Consider the following 18,630-nt stretch of genomic DNA (forward strand, 5'->3'; position numbering starts at 1 on the left):
TCCCCCGACGAGGACCTTCCCGGCGACGAGGTGCCGGTCGCCGACCTCGGCCTCGACCTGGGCGAGGTGCAGCGGATCGTGCTGACCGCGCTGGCCGAGGACCTCGGTGACCCGCCGCGGGACGTGACCAGCGAGTCCACCATCCCGGCCGCGCAGACCGACACCGCCGAGCTGGTGGCCCGCGCCGACGGTGTGGTGGCCGGCCTGCTGGTGGCGGCCGAGGTCTTCGCGGCCACCAGCGCCGGCACGGCGACCTTCGACGCCCGGGTGAGCGACGGCGACCGGGTGCGCCGCGGTGACGTCCTCGCCGTGATCACCGGCCCGACCCGGGCGCTGCTGACCGCCGAGCGCACCGCGCTGAACCTGCTGTGCCGGATGTCCGGGGTGGCCACGCACACCCGCCGGTGGGCCGACATCCTGGACGGCACCAGCGCCACGGTGCTGGACACCCGCAAGACCACGCCGGGCCTGCGGGTGCTGGAGAAGTACGCGGTACGGGCCGGCGGCGGCACCAACAAGCGCATGGGCCTCTACGACGTCGCCATGATCAAGGACAACCACAAGCTGGCGGCGGGCAGTATCACCGCGGCCTACGAGCTGGTCCGGGTCACCTTCCCGGACGTGACGGTGCAGGTCGAGGTGACCACGCTCGCCGAGGCGGAGGAGGCGGTCGCGGCCGGCGCGGACTTCCTGCTCTGCGACAACATGACACCGGAGCTGCTGGCCGAGGTGGTGCGCGCGGTCGGTGACCGGGTCGAGCTGGAGGCCACCGGCAACCTGACCCTGGAGACGGCGGCCGCCTACGCGGCGACCGGGGTGGACTACCTGTCGGTGGGCGGGCTGACCCATTCGTCGCCGATCCTGGACATCGCGCTGGATCTGCGGGGCCGCTGACCGCCCGTGGCGGGGTGCCCGGTCGCGAGGGTCGTGGCCGGGCGTGGCGGGCTTCGGGCCGCGGGACGGTCCCGGTGCGTTCGGGGGAGTCGTGGCCGTACAAGATAAGGGTCTTGATTTTGATTCTTAGGGGCCTTCGTGCTGCTCTGTATTGACATCGGTAACACCAACACCGTGCTGGCGACCTTCGACGGCGACAAGCTGGTGCACAACTGGCGGATCAAGACCGATGCCGCCTCGACCGCCGACGAGCTGGGCCTGAAATTCCGGGGCCTGCTCGCCGGCGACGCCGTGGAGATCACCGGCGTGGCGGCGTGCTCGACCGTCCCGGCGGCGCTGCGCAACCTGCGCACCATGCTGAAGCGCTACTACGACGACGTGCCCAGCGTGATCGTCGAGCCGGGTGTGAAGACCGGGGTCCAGCTCGCCATCGACAACCCCAAGGAGGTCGGCGCCGACCGGGTGGTCAACACCCTGGCCGCGCACACCCTCTACGGCGGACCGTCGATCGTGGTCGACTTCGGCACCACCACCAACTTCGACCTGATCAGCGCGAAGGGCGAGTTCCTCGGCGGGGCGTTCGCGCCGGGTATCGAGATCTCCTTCGACGCGCTCGCGGCCCGTGCCGCCCAGCTGCGCAAGGTCGAGCCGACCAAGCCGCGTTCGGTGATCGGCAAGAACACCGTCGAGTGCCTGCAGGCCGGTCTCTACTTCGGGTTCGCCGGCCAGGTCGACCGGATCGTCGAGCGGATGATCGAGGAGATCGGCCCGGTCCGCGCGGTGATCGCCACCGGTGGGCTGGCCTGGCTCGTGAAGGACGAGTGCCGCACGATCACCGCCCACGAGCCGATGATCACGCTGATCGGCCTGCGGATGGTATATGAGCGGAACGTCTGAGCCCGCCTGAGTAGGCTTTCGAGGTCCCAGCACCGAGAAGGAAGTCTTGCCGTGACCGAGCAGAACACGCCAGCGATCGACCCCGCCGAGGACCTCCCCGAGCAGATGCGGGTCCGCCGGTCGAAGCGGGACCGGTTGCTCGCCGAGGGCGTGCCGCCCTACCCGGTCGAGGTCCCGCGGACCGCCGAGATCGCCGAGATCCGCGCCCGTTACGCGGACCTGCCCACCGACACCGCCTCCGGCGACACGGTGTCGATCACCGGCCGGGTGATCTTCGTCCGTAACGGCGGCAAGCTCTGCTTCGCCACGCTGCGCGCCGGCGACGGCACCGAGATCCAGGCGATGCTCTCGCTCGACAAGGTGGGTGAGAAGTCGCTGGCCGACTGGAAAGGCGTGGTCGACCTCGGCGACCTGGTCGCGGTCACCGGTGAGGTGATCACCAGCCGGCGTGGTGAACTCTCCGTTCTGGCCGATTCCTGGGCGATGAGCGCGAAGGCTCTGCGTCCTCTTCCGGTCGCGCACAAGCCGCTTTCCGAGGAGACCCGGGTCCGGCAGCGTTACGTCGATCTGATCGTCCGTCCGCAGGCCCGTGACGTCGTGCGTACCCGGGCGACCGTGGTCCGCAGCCTGCGTGAGTCGCTGTTCCGCCGGAATTTCCTCGAGGTGGAAACTCCGATGCTCCAGTTGCTGCACGGCGGCGCTGCGGCACGGCCGTTTGTGACGCACAGCAACGCACTCGACACCGATCTTTATCTCCGCATCGCCCCGGAACTGTTTTTGAAGCGTGCCGTGGTCGGTGGCATCGATCGGGTCTTCGAGATCAACCGCAACTTCAGGAATGAGGGCATGGACTCCACGCACTCGCCGGAGTTCGCCATGCTCGAGGCCTATCAGGCCTATGCCGACTACAACGTCATGCAGGCGCAGGTGCGGCAGTGGATTCAGGAGGCCGCGGTTGCCGTCTCCGGTTCGCATGTGGTCACCCACATGGACGGCACCGAGGTCGACCTCGGCGGTGAGTGGGCGGAGATCACCCTGTTCGGCGCGATCTCCGAGGCGCTCGGCGAGGAGGTCACCATCGACACCGACCTCGCCCAGCTGCAGCGCTACGCGGACAAGGTGCAGCTCTCGGCCGACCCGAAGTGGAGCGCCGGCAAGCTGGCCGAGGAGCTGTTCGAGCACCTGGTGACCGACAGCCTGGTCCAGCCGACGTTCGTCCGGGACTTCCCGGAGGAGACCGCCCCGCTGACCGCGCCGCACCGGACCACCCCCGGCCTGACCGAGAAGTGGGACCTCTACGTCAGCGGATTCGAACTCGCGACCGCCTATTCCGAGTTGGTCGACCCGGTGATCCAGCGCGAGCGGTTCCACGCCCAGTCGCTGCTCGCGGCCGGTGGCGACCCCGAGGCGATGCAGCTCGACGAGGATTTCCTGCGTGCCATGGAGTACGGAATGCCGCCGTCCGGTGGCATGGGAATGGGAATCGACCGGCTGTTGATGGCGCTCACCGGCCTCGGCATTCGGGAAACGATCCTCTTCCCCTTGGTCCGCCCGGAGTAACAATTACCCACCCGCCATTGACGGGTGATGCGCCCCTGGCGTTATTGTCTTCCCATTGCTGGGGAGAGAACCTGTGTTCGGGAGGATAACGGCGCGTGGCCAAGCAGATCATTCACAAGCTGGTCGATGACATCGACGGTGTCGACGCCGACGAGACCGTGAAGTTTGCGCTCGACGGCATTCAGTACGAGATCGACCTCTCGGAGAAGAACGCCGCGAAATTGCGGGAGGTCTTCGAGCCCTACCTGACGCACGGTACGAAGGTCGCCCGCGGCGGCGTCGTGGTCGGCGGCCGGGCGGCGCGTGGCCGTGGCGGCGCGACCGCGGACCGGGAGCAGAACAAGGCGATCCGGGAGTGGGCCAAGAAGTCGGGCAAGGAGATCTCCGACCGCGGCCGCATCCCGCAGGAGATCGTGGACGAGTTCCACGCGAAGGGCCCGGGCCGGGCCTGATACACGGCACGACCTCGGAGAGGGCGCCCCGACGACGACGTCGGCGCGCCCTCTCCGCGTTTACCCGCCGGGCGGACCCGCCGGTCACTACGGTTATCCACAGGGGTGGACAGAGTTGTCCACAGGCTGTGGATCGGCAGGATTTCGCTGTACGCGTACACGTTCGGGTGGGGGAACAGCCGCTGAGCGTGCGAAGTTGGCTAAATCAACGTTGCGGATCGCTTCGAGGGGCTGCGGAGGCCCAGCGGAGACCGTCAGCGGCGATAGAGTTACAGCACGGGCATCACCGATGCCCGTGCGCTGGCCCCGCCAGTTCATGGGCGCACGGCACGTGAGGAGCACGAGGGCATGTTCGAGCGGTTCACCGACCGAGCGCGACGGGTTGTCGTCCTGGCCCAAGAAGAGGCCCGGATGCTCAACCACAACTACATCGGGACAGAGCACATCCTGCTCGGCCTGATCCACGAGGGCGAGGGCGTCGCCGCCAAGGCCCTGGAGAGCCTGGGCATCTCCCTCGAGGGGGTCCGGCAGCAGGTCGAGGAGATCATCGGCCAGGGGCAGCAGGCGCCGAGCGGGCACATCCCGTTCACGCCGCGCGCCAAGAAGGTTCTGGAGCTCTCCCTGCGGGAGGCCCTCCAGCTCGGCCACAACTACATCGGCACCGAGCACATCCTGCTCGGCCTGATCCGTGAGGGCGAGGGCGTCGCCGCCCAGGTGCTGGTCAAGCTCGGCGCCGACCTCAACCGGGTCCGCCAGCAGGTCATCCAGCTGCTCTCCGGCTACCAGGGCAAGGAGCCGGCCGCCGCGGGCACCGCCACCGGCGAGGCCGCGCCGTCCACCTCGCTCGTGCTCGACCAGTTCGGCCGCAACCTGACGCAGGCCGCCCGCGAGGGCAAGCTCGACCCGGTCATCGGCCGGGAGAAGGAAATCGAGCGGGTCATGCAGGTGCTGTCGCGGCGCACCAAGAACAACCCGGTGCTGATCGGCGAGCCCGGCGTCGGCAAGACCGCCGTCGTCGAGGGCCTGTCGCAGTCCATCGTCAAGGGCGAGGTTCCCGAGACGCTCAAGGACAAGCAGCTCTACACCCTCGACCTGGGTGCCCTGGTCGCCGGTTCCCGCTACCGCGGTGACTTCGAGGAGCGCCTGAAGAAGGTGCTCAAGGAGATCCGCACCCGCGGCGACATCATCCTGTTCATCGACGAGATCCACACCCTGGTCGGCGCCGGCGCCGCCGAGGGCGCGATCGACGCGGCCAGCATCCTCAAGCCGATGCTCGCCCGTGGTGAGCTCCAGACCATCGGCGCCACCACCCTCGACGAGTATCGGAAGCACCTGGAGAAGGACGCGGCCCTCGAGCGCCGCTTCCAGCCGATCCAGGTCGGCGAGCCGTCGCTGGCGCACACCATCGAGATCCTCAAGGGTCTGCGTGACCGTTACGAGGCGCACCACCGGATCAGCATCACCGACGCCGCCCTGGTGGCCGCGGCGACGCTGGCCGACCGGTACATCTCGGACCGCTTCCTCCCGGACAAGGCGATCGACCTGATCGACGAGGCCGGCGCACGGATGCGTATTCGCCGGATGACCGCGCCGCCGGACCTCCGCGACTTCGACGAGCGCATCGCCCAGGTGCGCCGCGACAAGGAGTCCGCGATCGACGCTCAGGACTTCGAGCGTGCCGCCCAGCTGCGCGACAAGGAGAAGACCCTCCTCGGCCAGAAGGCGCAGCGGGAGAAGGAGTGGAAGGCCGGCGACCTGGACGTGGTGTCCGAGGTCGACGACGAGCAGATCGCCGAGGTCCTGGGCAACTGGACCGGCATCCCGGTCTACAAGCTCACCGAGGAGGAGACCTCCCGCCTGCTGCGCATGGAGGACGAGCTGCACAAGCGCGTCATCGGCCAGGAGGACGCGGTCCAGGCCGTCTCCAAGGCGATCCGGCGGACCCGTGCGGGTCTGAAGGACCCGAAGCGCCCGTCCGGCTCGTTCATCTTCGCCGGCCCGTCCGGTGTCGGTAAGACCGAGCTGTCCAAGGCCCTCGCGGAGTTCCTGTTCGGCTCCGAGGACGCGCTGATCCAGCTCGACATGTCGGAGTTCCACGACCGCTACACGGTGTCCCGTCTCGTCGGTGCCCCTCCCGGTTACGTCGGCTACGACGAGGGCGGCCAGCTGACCGAGAAGGTGCGTCGCAAGCCGTTCTCCGTGGTGCTCTTCGACGAGATCGAGAAGGCCCACCCCGACGTGTTCAACACGCTCCTCCAGATCCTGGAGGACGGCCGTCTCACCGACGGTCAGGGCCGGATCGTCGACTTCAAGAACACGGTCATCATCCTCACCACCAACCTGGGCACGCGTGACGTGGCCAAGGCGGTGTCGCTGGGCTTCCAGGCCTCCGAGGCCGAGGAGTCGAGCTACGAGCGGATGAAGATCAAGGTCAACGACGAGCTGAAGCAGCACTTCCGCCCCGAGTTCCTCAACCGCATCGACGACACGATCGTCTTCCACCAGCTGCGTGAGAAGGAGATCCTCCAGATCGTCGACATCTTCACCTCCCGCATCGAGGGGCAGCTGAAGAACAAGGACATGGGCCTGGAGCTGACCGACAACGCCAAGCGTTACCTGGCGGCCAAGGGCTTCGACCCGGTCCTCGGCGCCCGGCCGCTGCGCCGGACCATCCAGCGCGAGCTGGAGGACACCCTGTCCGAGCAGATCCTCTTCAACGAGCTGCGCCCCGGCCAGATCGTCGTCGTGGACTGCGAGGGCGACCCGGCCAAGTTCGAGAAGGCGAAGCTGGTCTTCCGCGGCGCCGAGAAGGGCGTGACCGTGCCCGACGCGGTTCCGGCCGACCTCGGGACGGCGACCACCACCGAGGAGTGAGCAGGTTCTGACGGAAACCCGGCCGCGGCGACGCGGCCGGGTTTTTCGTTTTACGCGGGCGTGCGGCCGGCGCGATCATGCGGGGCATGAAGCGTCAGATCCGCGCCGTGTACGACGACCGCACCATCACCGTCTACCAGGCCTACTCGCCGGCGATCGCGGTGCCGGCCGCGCGTGCCGGGCGGTTCGTGCCACCGTTCCGCCGCTGCCGGTCCCGATAGCCGGCCACCTCGGCGCCGACTGACCCGGCTCTGACGGTGACCACCGGATTCAGCCCGGCGGCCGCTCGTCGGCCCGGACCACCGCCGGACGTCGCGGTGTGGCCACGGGACCGGAGCACGGCGTACCCCTAAAGGGTTTGAACTTCGCCCGCCGGAGCGTCGCCTGCCAGGACGAAATCGCCGGCACCGAGCGTCTCGACGAGCCCGTCCTCGACGAGCCCGGCCAGGGCCCGGGCCCGCTGGACCTCGTCGGTCCAGACGGCGTCCAGGCGCTGCTGCGGCACCGGTCCGGTGGCGTGCCGCAGGACCTCCAGGAGCAGGCCGCGGACCTGCCGGTCGGTGCCGGCGTAGCGTTGCGGCTTGCGGCTGGGCCCCTCGGGCAGCGGCTGCCCGGTGAGCCGCCAGGCGCAGACGTCGTGGAACGGGCAGTCGACGCATTTCGGCGACCGTGCCGTGCAGACGATCGCGCCGAGTTCCATGAACGCGATGCTGGCCTTCGCCGCCCGCGCCGTGTCCCGCGGGAGCAGCGCCTCCATGGCGGTCAGGTCGGCGGCGGTGGTGGCCTGGCCCGCGTCGGGTTTGCCCTCGACGGCGCGACAGACGACCCGCCGCACGTTGGTGTCGACGACCGGATGCCGCTGGCCGTAGGCGAACGTCGCCACCGCCCGCCCCGTGTACGTCCCCACACCCGGCAGTGCGAGCAGCTCGTCCAGGTCGTCGGGCACGCGGCCGCCGTGCCGCTCCACGATCGCGACGGCGCAGGCGTGCAGCCGCATCGCCCGCCGCGGATAGCCGAGCCGCCCCCACATGCGGATCGCCTCCGACGGCGGGTCGTCAGCGAGCGCCGCCGGAACGGGCCAGCGGGTCATCCAGGACCGCCACGCGGGCTCGACCCGCACCACCGGGGTCTGCTGGAGCATCACCTCGCTGACCAGCACCCCCCACGGGGTGGTGTCGGGCTGCCGCCAGGGCAGATCACGGGCGTTCACGGAATACCAGGCGATGGCGTCGTCAGCGAGTGTCATAGCCCGTCAACTGTAGGCGGCACCCGCGCAAGGTCCATCTTTAACGACCCGTGAGCGAGTTGGTGTCGTACACCCGGCGCGTCATGCACATAGTGACGGTCGTCCGGGTTTACGGTGGGCGGCATCATGCGTGCGACGGTCGGTCCCCTCCCACCCGCGGTCTACTGGCGGCGGCGTGCAGTCGTGCTGGGCGCGTTGCTGCTCGGCGTCATCGTGGTGTTCGTGTCCTGCGGCGGTGGGGACGAATCGGACCCGAAGAAGGCGTCGTCGGAGGCCTCGCAGTTCCCGACACCGGCCGCCAAGAACCCGAGCGCGTCACCGACCCCGTCCCTCGAGGACAGCGCCGACCCCGGAGTCGGGCCGGCCTACCCGGATCCCGCCGACCTGCTGTCCCAGGACCCCGACGACGGCGAGACCCTGCCGGCCCCGGCGAACACGACCGCCGCCGTCAACCCGCCGGCCGCCGGAGCCGCCTGCACCGACGCCGAGATGCAGCTCACCCCGATCCCGTCGGACACGTCACCGCAGCGGGGCTCGTCCACCCAGATCAAGCTGAAGATCAAGAACATCGGCAACCGCACCTGCACCCGTGACCTTGGCGCCAGCGCCCAGGAGCTCTACATCGCCGACGGAGCCCAGCACATCTGGTCCTCCGACCAGTGCGCGGCCCTCAAGGGCAACGACGTGCAGACCCTCACCGCCGGTGCCGAGAAGGTCTTCGAGGTCACCTGGAACGGCAAGCAGTCCAACCAGTGCACCGGCAGCTCCTCGTCCGGCCCGATCCCGCCGACCGGTGCCTACCAGCTGCTCGGCCGCCTCGACACGATCCTCAGCGCCCCGGTCGTCCTGACCGTCGTCAACTGAACCCTGTCTTGGTCGCTGCACTCGAGCTCTACCTGGACGTCGACACGACACGCCGGGTCCGTACCCTGTGGCGTGCCCTGGAAGCCGAGGGCATCCCGTCGCTCGGCTCCCTGCACCAGCGGCACCGCCCGCACCTCTCCCTCGCCGCCGCCCACCGCATCGACCCGCAGGCGGTGACCGCCGCCCTCGACGGCTTCCCCGTCGGCCGTGGTCTCACCGTCGGCATCGACTTCGTCGGCCAGTTCGTCGGCCGGGTCCTCTGGCTCGGTGTCACCGTCACCGAAGAGCTGCTCGCCCACCATCGGGCCGTCCACGAACGTCTCACCGCCGGCGGCGTCGAGGTCTGGGACCACTATCGGCCGGGCCTCTGGGTGCCGCACTGCACCATCTCGATGCGGGTGCCCAACCCGATGATGGCGCCGGCGATCCGACGCTGCCTCGAATACCTGCCGATGCGCGCCACCGTTGTCGGCGCCGGGGTCGCCGACCATGCCAACGACATAAATCAACCCCTTTGATCTTGTACGGCCACCCGGACGCCCGTGGCTCCCACCGCGAGGCGGCTGCCCGCTCCCGGCCGACCAGGCGACCGCCGGGCTGCGAACCCGCCCCACCGGCTACATCACGTATCCGGTCCTCTCGCGCAGTCTTCGAGGTTCCACCCGAGCCGCAGCGCGCATTTTGGTGCTGTCCGATCGGCAGGGACCGCAGCGCCTTCGATTCCTCGAGGATGCGGGGCGCATCCTATTCACAGATTTCGATCATTGGCTACGAGCGGAGACGCGGATTCCGCGGGTCGATTAACGGCAGAGCGGGAAAGTTGCCGGCCGCCCGATTATCAGTCGTCTGACCGTTTTATCAGTGGCGGATTTCACTCCGCCGTCGTCAGATGTCCGCAATTCATCCCCGGTGATCTGGCAGGCCAATCTTCCGGTTCGTGCGGCACGAACTTCGTGCGGCGACAGATTCGTGCGGGCCAGGGTTCGCGCGGGCCTTGGCCGATCTTGACCGGCTTACCACCGGAAGCGGTGGCAAGCCGGTCAAGATCCGGCGGGGTACGGGCGCACCGCTGTTCGAGCCGCCAGCTGAGGTCAACTGGCGTCGGGGCGAGATCGCCGCTGTGAACTCGGCCGGCTTCCGGGCGACACCGCTGGGGGAAATAGGTGGGTGGCGAGGTGAAGCGGGCCGGCCGGGGTCAGACATAACGTTCGAGGATCGACGCCTCGGCCAGACGGGACAGGCCCTCCCGGACACCGCGGGCGCGGGCATCGCCGACACCCTCGACGGCCTGCAAATCCTCGACGGTGGCGCCCAGAAGACGCTGGAGGCTGCCGAAGTGGTCGACGAGACGGTCGACGATCTGGGCGGGAAGCCGCGGCACCTTGGCGAGCAGGCGGAAACCTCGCGGGGACACGGCCGCGTCGAGGGAGTCGGAGGCGCCGGGGTAGCCGATTGCCTTCGCCACGGCGACGAGGTCGATCATCTCGGTGGCGGTGAGCAGATCGAGCTCGACCAGAGCCTCGTCGAGGGTGCGCGCCTTGCGGCCGGACGGCAGGTAGTCGCGGATGACCAGGGTGCGGTCGGCGTCGACACCGGCCATCAACTCGTCGAGCTGGAGCGCCAGGAGCCGGCCGTCGGTGCCGAGCTCCACCACATAGCCGGAGATCTCGTCGGCGATGCGGCGGACCATCTCGAGACGCTGGACCACGGCGACCGCGTCGCGGACCGTCACCAGATCCTCGATCTCCAGGGCCGACAGGGTGCCGGACACCTCGTCGAGGCGCAGCTTGTAACGCTCCAGCGTGGCGAGGGCCTGGTTGGCGCGCGACAGGATGGCGGCCGAGTCGTCGAGGACGTGGCGCTGCCCGTTCACATAAAGGCCGATGATCCGCATCGACTGGCTGACCGAGATCACCGGATAGCCCGACTGCTTCGCCACCCGCTCGGCGGTGCGGTGGCGGGTGCCGGACTCCTCCGACGGGATCGACGGATCGGGCATCAGGTGGACGGCAGCCCGGACGATGCGCGTGCCGTCACTGGAGAGGACGACCGCGCCGTCCATCTTGCACAGCTCACGCAGCCGGGTCGCGGAGAACTCCACATCGAGCGGAAAACCACCGGTGCACAGGGTCTCGACGACAGCGTCGTAACCGAGAACGATCAGCGCGCCCGTCCGCCCCCGCAGGATGCGCTCCAAACCGTCGCGCAATGCGGTGCCAGGCGCCATGAGGGCCAGGTTGGCACGGATCGGATCACTGGCACCGCCGGTCAGGCCCGAGCCTGCTGACGGCGTCATCGCGCGATGCCCCGCGCCGTTGACGCCGGGGCGCGGCGTTGAACTGGCGGCGGGCTTGGAAGCATCGCGGTCGAGCGGCACCCGGACATTCTACGGACTGTCATCCAGGCCAACGAGTCGTGGTTTGATGAATGCTCCGTAGCGTGATGAAACGTGACCCTGCGTCATCGATTACCGTGCTCGGCCGAGGCTCGCGCTGCGCTCTGCAACGCCGACTGCAGATTGTTGACCTCGATCACCTGCATGCTCTTGGGCATGCCCGCTGTCCCGTCGGGGCCACAGCCGGGCGGGACCAGCGCGACGGTGAAACCGAGCCGGGCCGCCTCGGCCAGCCGCCGGCCCACCGCGCCGACCCGGCGGATCTCCCCCGTCAGGCCGACCTCACCGATCGCCACCAGGGTCGGGGCCATCGCCAGATCGAGACCACCGGAGGCGACCGCCAGAGCCATCGCCAGGTCGGCCGACGGCTCGATCAGACGGATGCCGCCCACAGTGGCCGCGAACACCTCACGGTTGTAGAGCTTGAGCTGCTTGGTGCGGCGCTCCAGCACGGCCAGCACCATGGCGAGCCGGGCATGGTCGAGACCGGACACCGTGCGCCGCGGTGAACCCTGCACCTCGGCACCGATCAGCGCCTGCACCTCGGTGACTAGCGCCCGCCGGCCCTCCATCGCCACGGTGACACACGTGCCCGGCACCGGCTCCTGATAGCGCGTGAGGAACAACCCGGACGGGTCGGGCAGGCTGGTGATGCCGCCCTCGTGCATCTCGAAACAGCCCACCTCGTCGGCGGCACCGAACCTGTTCTTCACCCCGCGGACCAGGCGCAGCGACGAATGCTTGTCGCCCTCGAAATGGAGCACCACGTCGACCAGGTGCTCCAGCACCCGGGGACCGGCGACCTGACCGTCCTTGGTCACGTGACCCACCAGGACGGTGGCGATGCCCCGCTCCTTGGCGATCGCGACGAGCGCCGCCGTGACCGCGCGCACCTGCGTGACACCGCCGGGAACCCCCTCGGTGCCGGGCGCCGAGACGGTCTGCACCGAGTCGAGGACCAGCAGACCCGGCTTGACCGCGTCGAGGTGGCCGATGACGGTGCCGAGATCGTTCTCCGAAGCCAGATAGAGCCGCTCGTGGAGGGCACCCAGCCGCTCCGCCCGCAGCCGCACCTGGCTGACCGACTCCTCACCGCTGACCACCAGCGACGGCGTGCCGGCACCGGCCGCCCACTGCTGGGCGACGTCGAGCAGGAGTGTGGACTTGCCGACACCGGGCTCGCCGGCCAGCAGCACCACCGCACCGGGCACCAGACCGCCGCCGAGAACCCGGTCGAGCTCTCCCACACCGGTGGCGACGGCCCGCGCCGGGGCCGCACTGATCTGCGCGATCGGGCGGGCCGGCTCGGACGGCATGCGGGAACTGACCACCCGGCCGGAGACCGGAACGGTCACCGTGGACTCGATGATCGAACCCCACTCGCCGCACTCCGGGCAGCGCCCCAGCCACTTGGGTGGCTGGTGGCCACACGCGTCACAGACGTAGGCGGCCTTGGGAACCTTCGCAGCCGAACGGGAGGTCGTCACCCCGACACGCTAGCGCGGGGGTCCGACAAACCCGGTCAGTGACCGCCCTCGGCCTCTTCCGCCTCGTGGATCTCGGCGGACCCGCGCGGGGCCGGAGTCAGCGGCGAGGCGACCGGGGCCTGCACGACCAGCGGCGTCGCGTCGTTGCTGAACTCGAAGACCAGGTTGACGGTCATGCCCGGCTTGAGCTCACCACTCAGGCCGACGACCTGGAGCGACGCCGCGTCGGTCGGGCGGAAGATCGCCGTACCCTGCGGGTCGATCTTGATCTGGGCCGGCCGCACCGAGCTGGCGGGCTCGGCGGGCGCCGACGGCTCGGCGGACTCACCCGGCTCGGCCGAGGCGCCGACCTCGCCCGGCGTGGTCACCGTCGCCGTGCTGACGAACCCGACCTGCGTGCCGCTGACCACCGTCTTCCGCTCGACCGGCTGGCTGCTGATCGTGACCGTGACCGTCTCGTTGGTCTCGTTGAACAGACTCAGCTCGAGCGGCGCACTCTCACCGGCCTCGTAACCTTCGATCCCGTTGTACTCCACCTGGAGGTTGCGGACCAGCACCTTGCCGTCGCCGGACGCCGCGTTGACGCCGGCGATCGGCGTGTCCAGGATGGCGGTCTCGGCGACCTGGCCGGCAGAGCAACCGCCCAGAGCCAGGGCGGCGACCGTGGCGGCACCCGCGACCAGAGCGGCGCGACGGGTTCCCAGGGAGCGCATCACGATCCTCCAAATAGAGACACCAAGGTGTTAGATCAGCGTAGTGGGCGACGATCGCCCGCGTGCGGGGACCCATCCATCAGGTCACGCGGCCGCTGACAACCAGCGGCAGGACGTCGATCAGAGCGACCACGACCATCGTCCGGAGCAAGCGGCAAGGACGGAGATCAAACCCGCGATCGCCGGGGTACGGCCGGAGGGTGCCCCCGCTGTCGGGGGTTCGTCACGCCGCCCGGCGACCGGTCACGCCCCACGGCCCGGCCGCGTTCGGCGGCCCGGTCACGGTTCGGCGGTGCGGTCACGGTTCGGCGGTGCGGCCGCGTTCGGCGGCCCGGTCGCAGCTCGGCGGTGCGGCCCGCGTTCGGCGGCCCGGTCACAGTTCGGCGGCCCGGTCGCAGCTCGGCGGTGCGGCCGCGTTAGGCGGTGCGGCGGCGTTGGGCGGCACGGCGACGTTCGGCGGTGCGGCGGCGTTGGGCGGTGCGGCGGCGTTCGGCGGTCCGGCCGCGTTCGGCGGTCGTCGTGCCTGTGGCGGTCGCTCGTCACGGACTGTGCTGACGATGATCGATACGCGCCGCCGCCGACGACGCCTTTCGGGATTGACGGGGATGCCCGCCCTCGAGTGCGGACTCACTCACTATGTCACTCTTCTGGAGGGCTCTACTCTCACAGAGTGAGCGGCGAACGGGGACGCGGTGTCGTGCTGCACGCACTGGCCGCATTGATCTTGGTGGTGGGTGTCGGGTGGTGGTGGCGCGCCGCACCACGCGACACCGTCGAGGACCCGCTGATGGGCTGGCGGCACAGCGCCGAGCAGTTGCTGCCCGACGTGGGTGACCAGGAACTCGCCAACACCCTCGCCCTGGAGGGGGACGCCGGCCACGAGGAGGTCGTCGACGTCGAACAGGGCGACTTCCTGATCTCCGTGGTCTGCGCCGGCGACGACGGCAGCCGGGTCCGGGTCAGCCTCGGCACCGGGGACTCCGGTCGCGGCCTGCGCTGTTCCGGCTCCCGGACCCCGGAGATCTTCTCCGTGGGCCTCTTCGACGAACTGCACCTGAGGGTGGCCGTCGAATCCCCCGGCCCGGTCGTCTTCCGCTACGCCCTCCAGCGCTCAAACGGGTGATTCCGGCCCTTCCCGCACCCCGTCCCGCATGACCCCTCCGCTGTCCTCGCCGCCTTCCGCCCTCGTGCCCGTGCCGAGCCCGTGCCCCCTTCTGCATCCGTGCGGCCTTCTGACCACGCTGTTGTGCCCACGCTGTTCTGCCTGCGCTGCCTGCCTGCGCTGCGCTCGTGCCCGCGCCGCTTTGCCGACCTGTTTCGGGTTTGGCGCTGGTTCGGGAGCGGGAGAAGACGCAGCTGGTCCGCACCTTCTGGGTGACCGGTGAAGGGCAGAGGAGTGGGCGAGGGCCCGGTAATCGGCGTTCGGGCGGCGGTGGGTGGCGGTCCGCGGGTTCGGATGGCGGTGGGTGGCGGTCCGCGGGTTCGGGTGGCGGTGGCTGGCGGTCCGCGGGTTCGAGTGGCGGTGGCTGGCGGCCCGCCGGTTCGGGCCGGAAAGGGCGCGGACCCCGGAGTCGAAGTGAGAAGGGTGGCGAAGCTGGAGACCTGGCGGCACGGCCCGCGAATCCGAAGGAAGGGGGAATCCGGAGTTCGGGATGTGAAGGACGGCGGGCCTGGGTTCAGGCGCGGCGGCTGGCCTGGGTTCAGGCGCGGCGGCTGGCCTGGGTTCAGGGCGGGGCGGCTGGCCTGGGTTCAGGGCGGGGCGGCTGGCCTGGGTTCGGGGCGCGGCGGCGGGCCTGAGTTTGGGGCGGCGTGGGGTGGTGAGGGGGCAACCAGCCCGGAGGCGGCTTCACGGCCGGGAGTGTCGCGGGCGTCGCGTTGGCGCTACGGGACGGGGTGGTTGTGGTGGGTTCGGGCCACGCCGTACCGAATAAGGGGGTTGGTCGTTATAGGCGGAGCAGATCTGGACGGATCGTCTCGATGGAGGCCGTGCGGGGGTGGATTCGGACGATCTTGCCGAGGTTGTCGACCAGGATCACGGCGGCGGTGCCGTCCGGAGTGCTGAGGCCGACATGGTTACGGAGAGTGTCGGTCGGGTCGCGGAGTAGGGCGAAATTCTTGCCGTCCGCGGCCGGGGTCCGGGCGGTCGGGAGCGTGCCCGGCGCGGTGGCGCTCACCGATGGGCGGAGTTTCGTGATCGCGAGGACCGTGATGCCGGGGCGGGCGGCCGCGATCGTGTCGGCGATCAGTTTCGCGCAGTCGCAGCCCTCGGTCAGCAGCAGGACGGCCGGCAGGCGGCCGCGGATCGGAACGGCCTCGCCCTCGCTGTCGAGCAGATCGAGAGCCGGCAGTGTGTCGGTGTGTGTCTCGGTGGTGCCGGAGGTCCGCTGGGTGGCCGGCTGCCGCGGCGGGCCGGGCCACGCCGAGGCGAACAGGCTGGCCACCGTGACCAGGATCGCCATCGAGACGATCAGCGCGGGAGTACGCACCAGCAGGGCGCCGGCCTTGCGCAGGCGGCGCACCGTGGGCCGGCGGACGAACCGCTGCCAACCGGTCAGTGGCGGGCCGGTGTGCAGCTCGGCGCGCACCGCCTCGACCTCTTCGGCGAGCTCGGAGAGATCGTCGGGGATGACGATGACGCCCCACTCCTCGGGGAAGTCCGGGAGGTCGTCGGGGGACCCGCCGCCGGGCGGCAAGCCGCCGTTGTCACTCGCGCCAGCCATGACTCACCTCCCCCCTGGCCGACCAGATCTTGCTTCGGTCGGGGAACTTCCGTCCAGCCTCTCGCACGGCGGCCCGCATCGCCAGTGCTGCACTGATGCGGACCTTAGCGATAAGCTTGATCTCACAAAGCCATCAGGTCCGGAATTCCCGACTTGGAAAGTGCGGGTTCCCTGGTGGCAGTCGTGACAGTGATGTCACTTTGCGTTACTTAGGCAGCTTCCGGCTTCGCTGTCAAGCGGTAGAAAGCCCCATCACAGGGCCTCTGAGCTGCACTAACAGTGACCGTCAGGGCGAGACACGGCCGCTTGAGCGTGTTACCCTAGACACAGCGAAAGGGGTTTCGAACCTATGGTTTTCAGTGTCGGCGAGACCGTTGTTTACCCCCACCACGGGGCCGCACTCATCGAGGCAATCGAGACTAGGGTCATCAAGGGCGTTGAAAGGCAGTATCTCGTTCTGCGTGTCGCCCAGGGCGATCTGACTGTTCGGGTGCCCGCTGAGAACGCCGAAGAAGTCGGCGTGCGCGAAGTGGTTGGCGAGGAAGGCCTCGGCAAGGTCTTCGACGTCCTCCGCGCACCGCACACCGAGGAACCGACCAACTGGTCGCGGCGCTACAAGGCCAACCTGGAGAAGCTCGCTTCCGGTAACCCGCTCAAGGTCGCGGAAGTTGTTCGTGACCTTTGGCGTCGTGAGCGTGAGCGTGGTCTGTCGGCGGGTGAGAAGCGGATGCTCGCCAAGGCTCGTGACATTCTGGTCGGCGAGGTGGCCCTCGCTGAGAAGAGCACCAAGGATGAGGCCGAGGTCCTGCTCGACAAGGTCCTCACCGAGGCCTGATCCGATCAACGCCATCCCTCTTCACTGTGTCTGACTCACCTCGTGTGTCCGACGACAACGACGGCGACGTGACCGCGCAGCTCAATGCTCGCGGTGACGTCGCCGTCGTCGTTCCGGCCGCAGGCGCCGGAGTGCGTCTCGGCCCCGGCGCCCCCAAAGCACTTCGCCTGCTCGACGGCGAATCACTCCTCGTCCACGCCATCCGCCGGACGGCCGCTGCCCCCTCGGTCCGCATGATCGTGGTGGCGGCCCCGCCCGCCGACGTCGATGCCGTGCACGCCCTGCTCAGCCCGATCGCACCCGTCGTCGTCGTGGCCGGTGGAGCCGAACGGCAGGACTCCGTCTCCGCCGCGCTCGCCGTCGTCCCCGACGACATCGGCATCGTCCTCGTGCACGACGCCGCCCGCTGCCTGGCCCCCGCCGACCTCTTCGAGCGCGTCGCCGCCGCCGTCCGCGACGGAGCCGACGCCGTCATCCCGGCACAGCCGGTGGTCGACACGATCAAAGAGGTCGACGTCGACGGTGTGGTGCTCGGCACCGTCGACCGGTCGGTGCTGCGCGCCGTCCAGACGCCGCAGGGCTTCCGGGCCTCCGTGCTCCGGGCCGCCCACGCCGCGGCCGCCGACCTGTACACCGACGACGCCGGAGCGGTCGAGAAACTGGGACGCCCGGTGATCTGCGTGCCCGGATCCGACTTCGCGCTCAAGGTCACCCGGCCACTCGACCTGGCCCTGGCCGCCCACCTGCTGACCCTGGAGGCCTAGGCTGCCAGGGTGATCATTCCGCGGGTGGGGATCGGCACCGACGTTCATGCCTTCGATCCGGAACGGCCCTGCTGGGTCGCCGGCCTGCACTGGCCCGACGAACCAGGCCTCGCCGGACACTCCGACGCCGACGTCGCCGCCCACGCCGCCTGCGACGCCCTGCTCTCCGCCGCCGGCCTCGGCGACCTCGGCAGCAACTACGGCACCAGCCGCCCCGAGTGGGCCGGAGCGGCCGGCACCACCCTGCTCGCCGAGACCGCCCGCCGCGTCCGGGCCGCCGGCTACGCAATCGGGAACATCTCGATCCAGGTCATCGGCAACCGCCCCAAGATCGGCAAACGCCGGGCCGAGGCCGAGAAGATCCTCACCGAAGCGGCCGGCGCACCCGTCACCGTCGCCGGCACCACCACCGACGGACTCGGCCTCACCGGCCGTGGCGAAGGACTCGCCGGGACCGCCGTCGCGATCGTCTACCCCATCGGTGGCGAGAGTCACGGTTAGGGCCGTCGGCGGCATCGGGCATGATCACTGACATGACCGTCGTGCTGCCCGGAGCCGTCCGGACACTGATCGACAATCCCACCTACGCGGTGCTGACCACGATCAACCAGGACGGCAGCCCACAGTCGACCGTGATCTGGGTCAAACGCGACGGCGACGACGTCCTGTTCTCCACCACACGCGGCCGGGTCAAGACGCGCAACATGGAACGCGACCCGCGCGTGTCGATCTGCGCCTTCGACCCGGCGCAGCCCTACGCGTACATCGCCGTCGAGGGAACCGTCGGTCTCACCGACGACGACGGCGACCTGATCGGCGAACTCAGCTACAAGTACGCCAACGAGCCGTGGACCTCCGACGAACCCGGCACCGTCCGTGTCGTGTGCCGGGTCACCCCGACTCGGGTGATTTCCAGGTAGACGGCCTAC

The 18,630-nt window shown here is 69.6% G+C and carries 17 protein-coding genes and 1 pseudogene; 13 read left to right on the forward strand and 5 right to left on the reverse strand.

Annotated features, from left to right (window positions below; genetic code table 11):
* Positions 1–30: 30 nt before the first annotated feature.
* From nadC to ACFO0C_RS19560, 6 genes and pseudogenes are all read left to right on the forward strand, one after another.
* On the forward strand, positions 31–894 hold the full coding sequence (nadC, locus tag ACFO0C_RS19535) for a carboxylating nicotinate-nucleotide diphosphorylase (RefSeq protein WP_378068515.1): 864 nt from the start codon (positions 31–33) through the stop codon (positions 892–894).
* A gap of 138 nt (positions 895–1,032) precedes the next feature.
* Entirely contained in the window at positions 1,033–1,791 is a 759-nt protein-coding gene (locus ACFO0C_RS19540; protein ID WP_378068075.1) for a type III pantothenate kinase, read from the forward strand.
* Between the two features lie 51 nt (positions 1,792–1,842).
* Entirely contained in the window at positions 1,843–3,351 is a 1,509-nt protein-coding gene (lysS, locus tag ACFO0C_RS19545) for a lysine--tRNA ligase (RefSeq protein WP_378068076.1), read from the forward strand.
* Between the two features lie 95 nt (positions 3,352–3,446).
* Entirely contained in the window at positions 3,447–3,803 is a 357-nt protein-coding gene (locus ACFO0C_RS19550; RefSeq protein ID WP_378068077.1) for a histone-like nucleoid-structuring protein Lsr2, read from the forward strand.
* Positions 3,804–4,151: 348 nt separating this feature from the next.
* The gene (locus tag ACFO0C_RS19555; protein WP_378068078.1) at positions 4,152–6,677 is read left to right on the forward strand and encodes an ATP-dependent Clp protease ATP-binding subunit; all 2,526 of its coding nucleotides are present in this window, start codon (positions 4,152–4,154) and stop codon (positions 6,675–6,677) included.
* Between the two features lie 77 nt (positions 6,678–6,754).
* Positions 6,755–6,889, forward strand: a pseudogene (locus tag ACFO0C_RS19560) (DUF4291 family protein); the annotation flags it as partial.
* Between the two features lie 137 nt (positions 6,890–7,026).
* On the opposite strand, the gene ACFO0C_RS19565 reads toward ACFO0C_RS19560, so the two are convergent.
* Positions 7,027–7,923 (reverse strand): A/G-specific adenine glycosylase, encoded by an 897-nt coding sequence (locus ACFO0C_RS19565; protein WP_378068079.1) that lies wholly within the window; start codon positions 7,921–7,923, stop codon positions 7,027–7,029.
* A gap of 126 nt (positions 7,924–8,049) precedes the next feature.
* Here ACFO0C_RS19565 and ACFO0C_RS19570 point away from each other — a divergent pair, with 126 nt between their 5' ends.
* Complete coding sequence (locus ACFO0C_RS19570; protein ID WP_378068080.1) at positions 8,050–8,787, forward strand: adhesin; 738 nt, start codon at positions 8,050–8,052, stop codon at positions 8,785–8,787.
* A gap of 8 nt (positions 8,788–8,795) precedes the next feature.
* Entirely contained in the window at positions 8,796–9,305 is a 510-nt protein-coding gene (locus ACFO0C_RS19575) for a 2'-5' RNA ligase family protein (RefSeq protein ID WP_378068081.1), read from the forward strand.
* Between the two features lie 677 nt (positions 9,306–9,982).
* Here ACFO0C_RS19575 and disA read toward each other — a convergent pair.
* The 3 genes from disA to ACFO0C_RS19590 form a co-directional block, all read right to left on the reverse strand.
* Positions 9,983–11,164, reverse strand: a complete 1,182-nt coding sequence (disA, locus tag ACFO0C_RS19580; protein ID WP_378068082.1) for a DNA integrity scanning diadenylate cyclase DisA — start codon at positions 11,162–11,164, stop codon at positions 9,983–9,985.
* Positions 11,165–11,247: 83 nt separating this feature from the next.
* Complete coding sequence (gene radA, locus ACFO0C_RS19585) at positions 11,248–12,669, reverse strand: DNA repair protein RadA (protein WP_378068083.1); 1,422 nt, start codon at positions 12,667–12,669, stop codon at positions 11,248–11,250.
* Between the two features lie 35 nt (positions 12,670–12,704).
* Positions 12,705–13,382, reverse strand: a complete 678-nt coding sequence (locus tag ACFO0C_RS19590) for a hypothetical protein (RefSeq protein ID WP_378068084.1) — start codon at positions 13,380–13,382, stop codon at positions 12,705–12,707.
* Positions 13,383–14,052: 670 nt separating this feature from the next.
* On the opposite strand from ACFO0C_RS19590, the gene ACFO0C_RS19595 reads away from it, so the two are divergent.
* Positions 14,053–14,505 carry a DUF6023 family protein gene (locus ACFO0C_RS19595; protein WP_378068085.1) on the forward strand — a complete coding sequence of 151 codons (453 nt, stop codon included), beginning with the start codon at positions 14,053–14,055 and terminating at the stop codon, positions 14,503–14,505.
* A gap of 820 nt (positions 14,506–15,325) precedes the next feature.
* Here the strand turns inward: ACFO0C_RS19595 and ACFO0C_RS19600 are convergent.
* Complete coding sequence (locus ACFO0C_RS19600; RefSeq protein WP_378068086.1) at positions 15,326–16,102, reverse strand: hypothetical protein; 777 nt, start codon at positions 16,100–16,102, stop codon at positions 15,326–15,328.
* Between the two features lie 349 nt (positions 16,103–16,451).
* Between ACFO0C_RS19600 and ACFO0C_RS19605 the strand changes: the two genes are divergently transcribed.
* The 4 genes from ACFO0C_RS19605 (at position 16,452) to ACFO0C_RS19620 (ending at position 18,621) form a co-directional block, all read left to right on the forward strand.
* A complete protein-coding gene (locus tag ACFO0C_RS19605) occupies positions 16,452–16,937 on the forward strand; it encodes a CarD family transcriptional regulator (protein WP_014447856.1) in 486 nt (161 codons plus the stop codon).
* Between the two features lie 68 nt (positions 16,938–17,005).
* Entirely contained in the window at positions 17,006–17,701 is a 696-nt protein-coding gene (gene ispD / locus ACFO0C_RS19610) for a 2-C-methyl-D-erythritol 4-phosphate cytidylyltransferase (RefSeq protein ID WP_378068516.1), read from the forward strand.
* 9 nt (positions 17,702–17,710) lie between these two features.
* Positions 17,711–18,202, forward strand: a complete 492-nt coding sequence (gene ispF / locus ACFO0C_RS19615; RefSeq protein WP_378068087.1) for a 2-C-methyl-D-erythritol 2,4-cyclodiphosphate synthase — start codon at positions 17,711–17,713, stop codon at positions 18,200–18,202.
* Between the two features lie 32 nt (positions 18,203–18,234).
* The gene (locus tag ACFO0C_RS19620) at positions 18,235–18,621 is read left to right on the forward strand and encodes a PPOX class F420-dependent oxidoreductase (protein ID WP_378068088.1); all 387 of its coding nucleotides are present in this window, start codon (positions 18,235–18,237) and stop codon (positions 18,619–18,621) included.
* Positions 18,622–18,630 lie beyond the last annotated feature (9 nt).

Source organism: Actinoplanes subglobosus (assembly GCF_042650585.1).
GTDB classification, from domain to species: Bacteria; Actinomycetota; Actinomycetes; order Mycobacteriales; family Micromonosporaceae; genus Actinoplanes; species Actinoplanes subglobosus.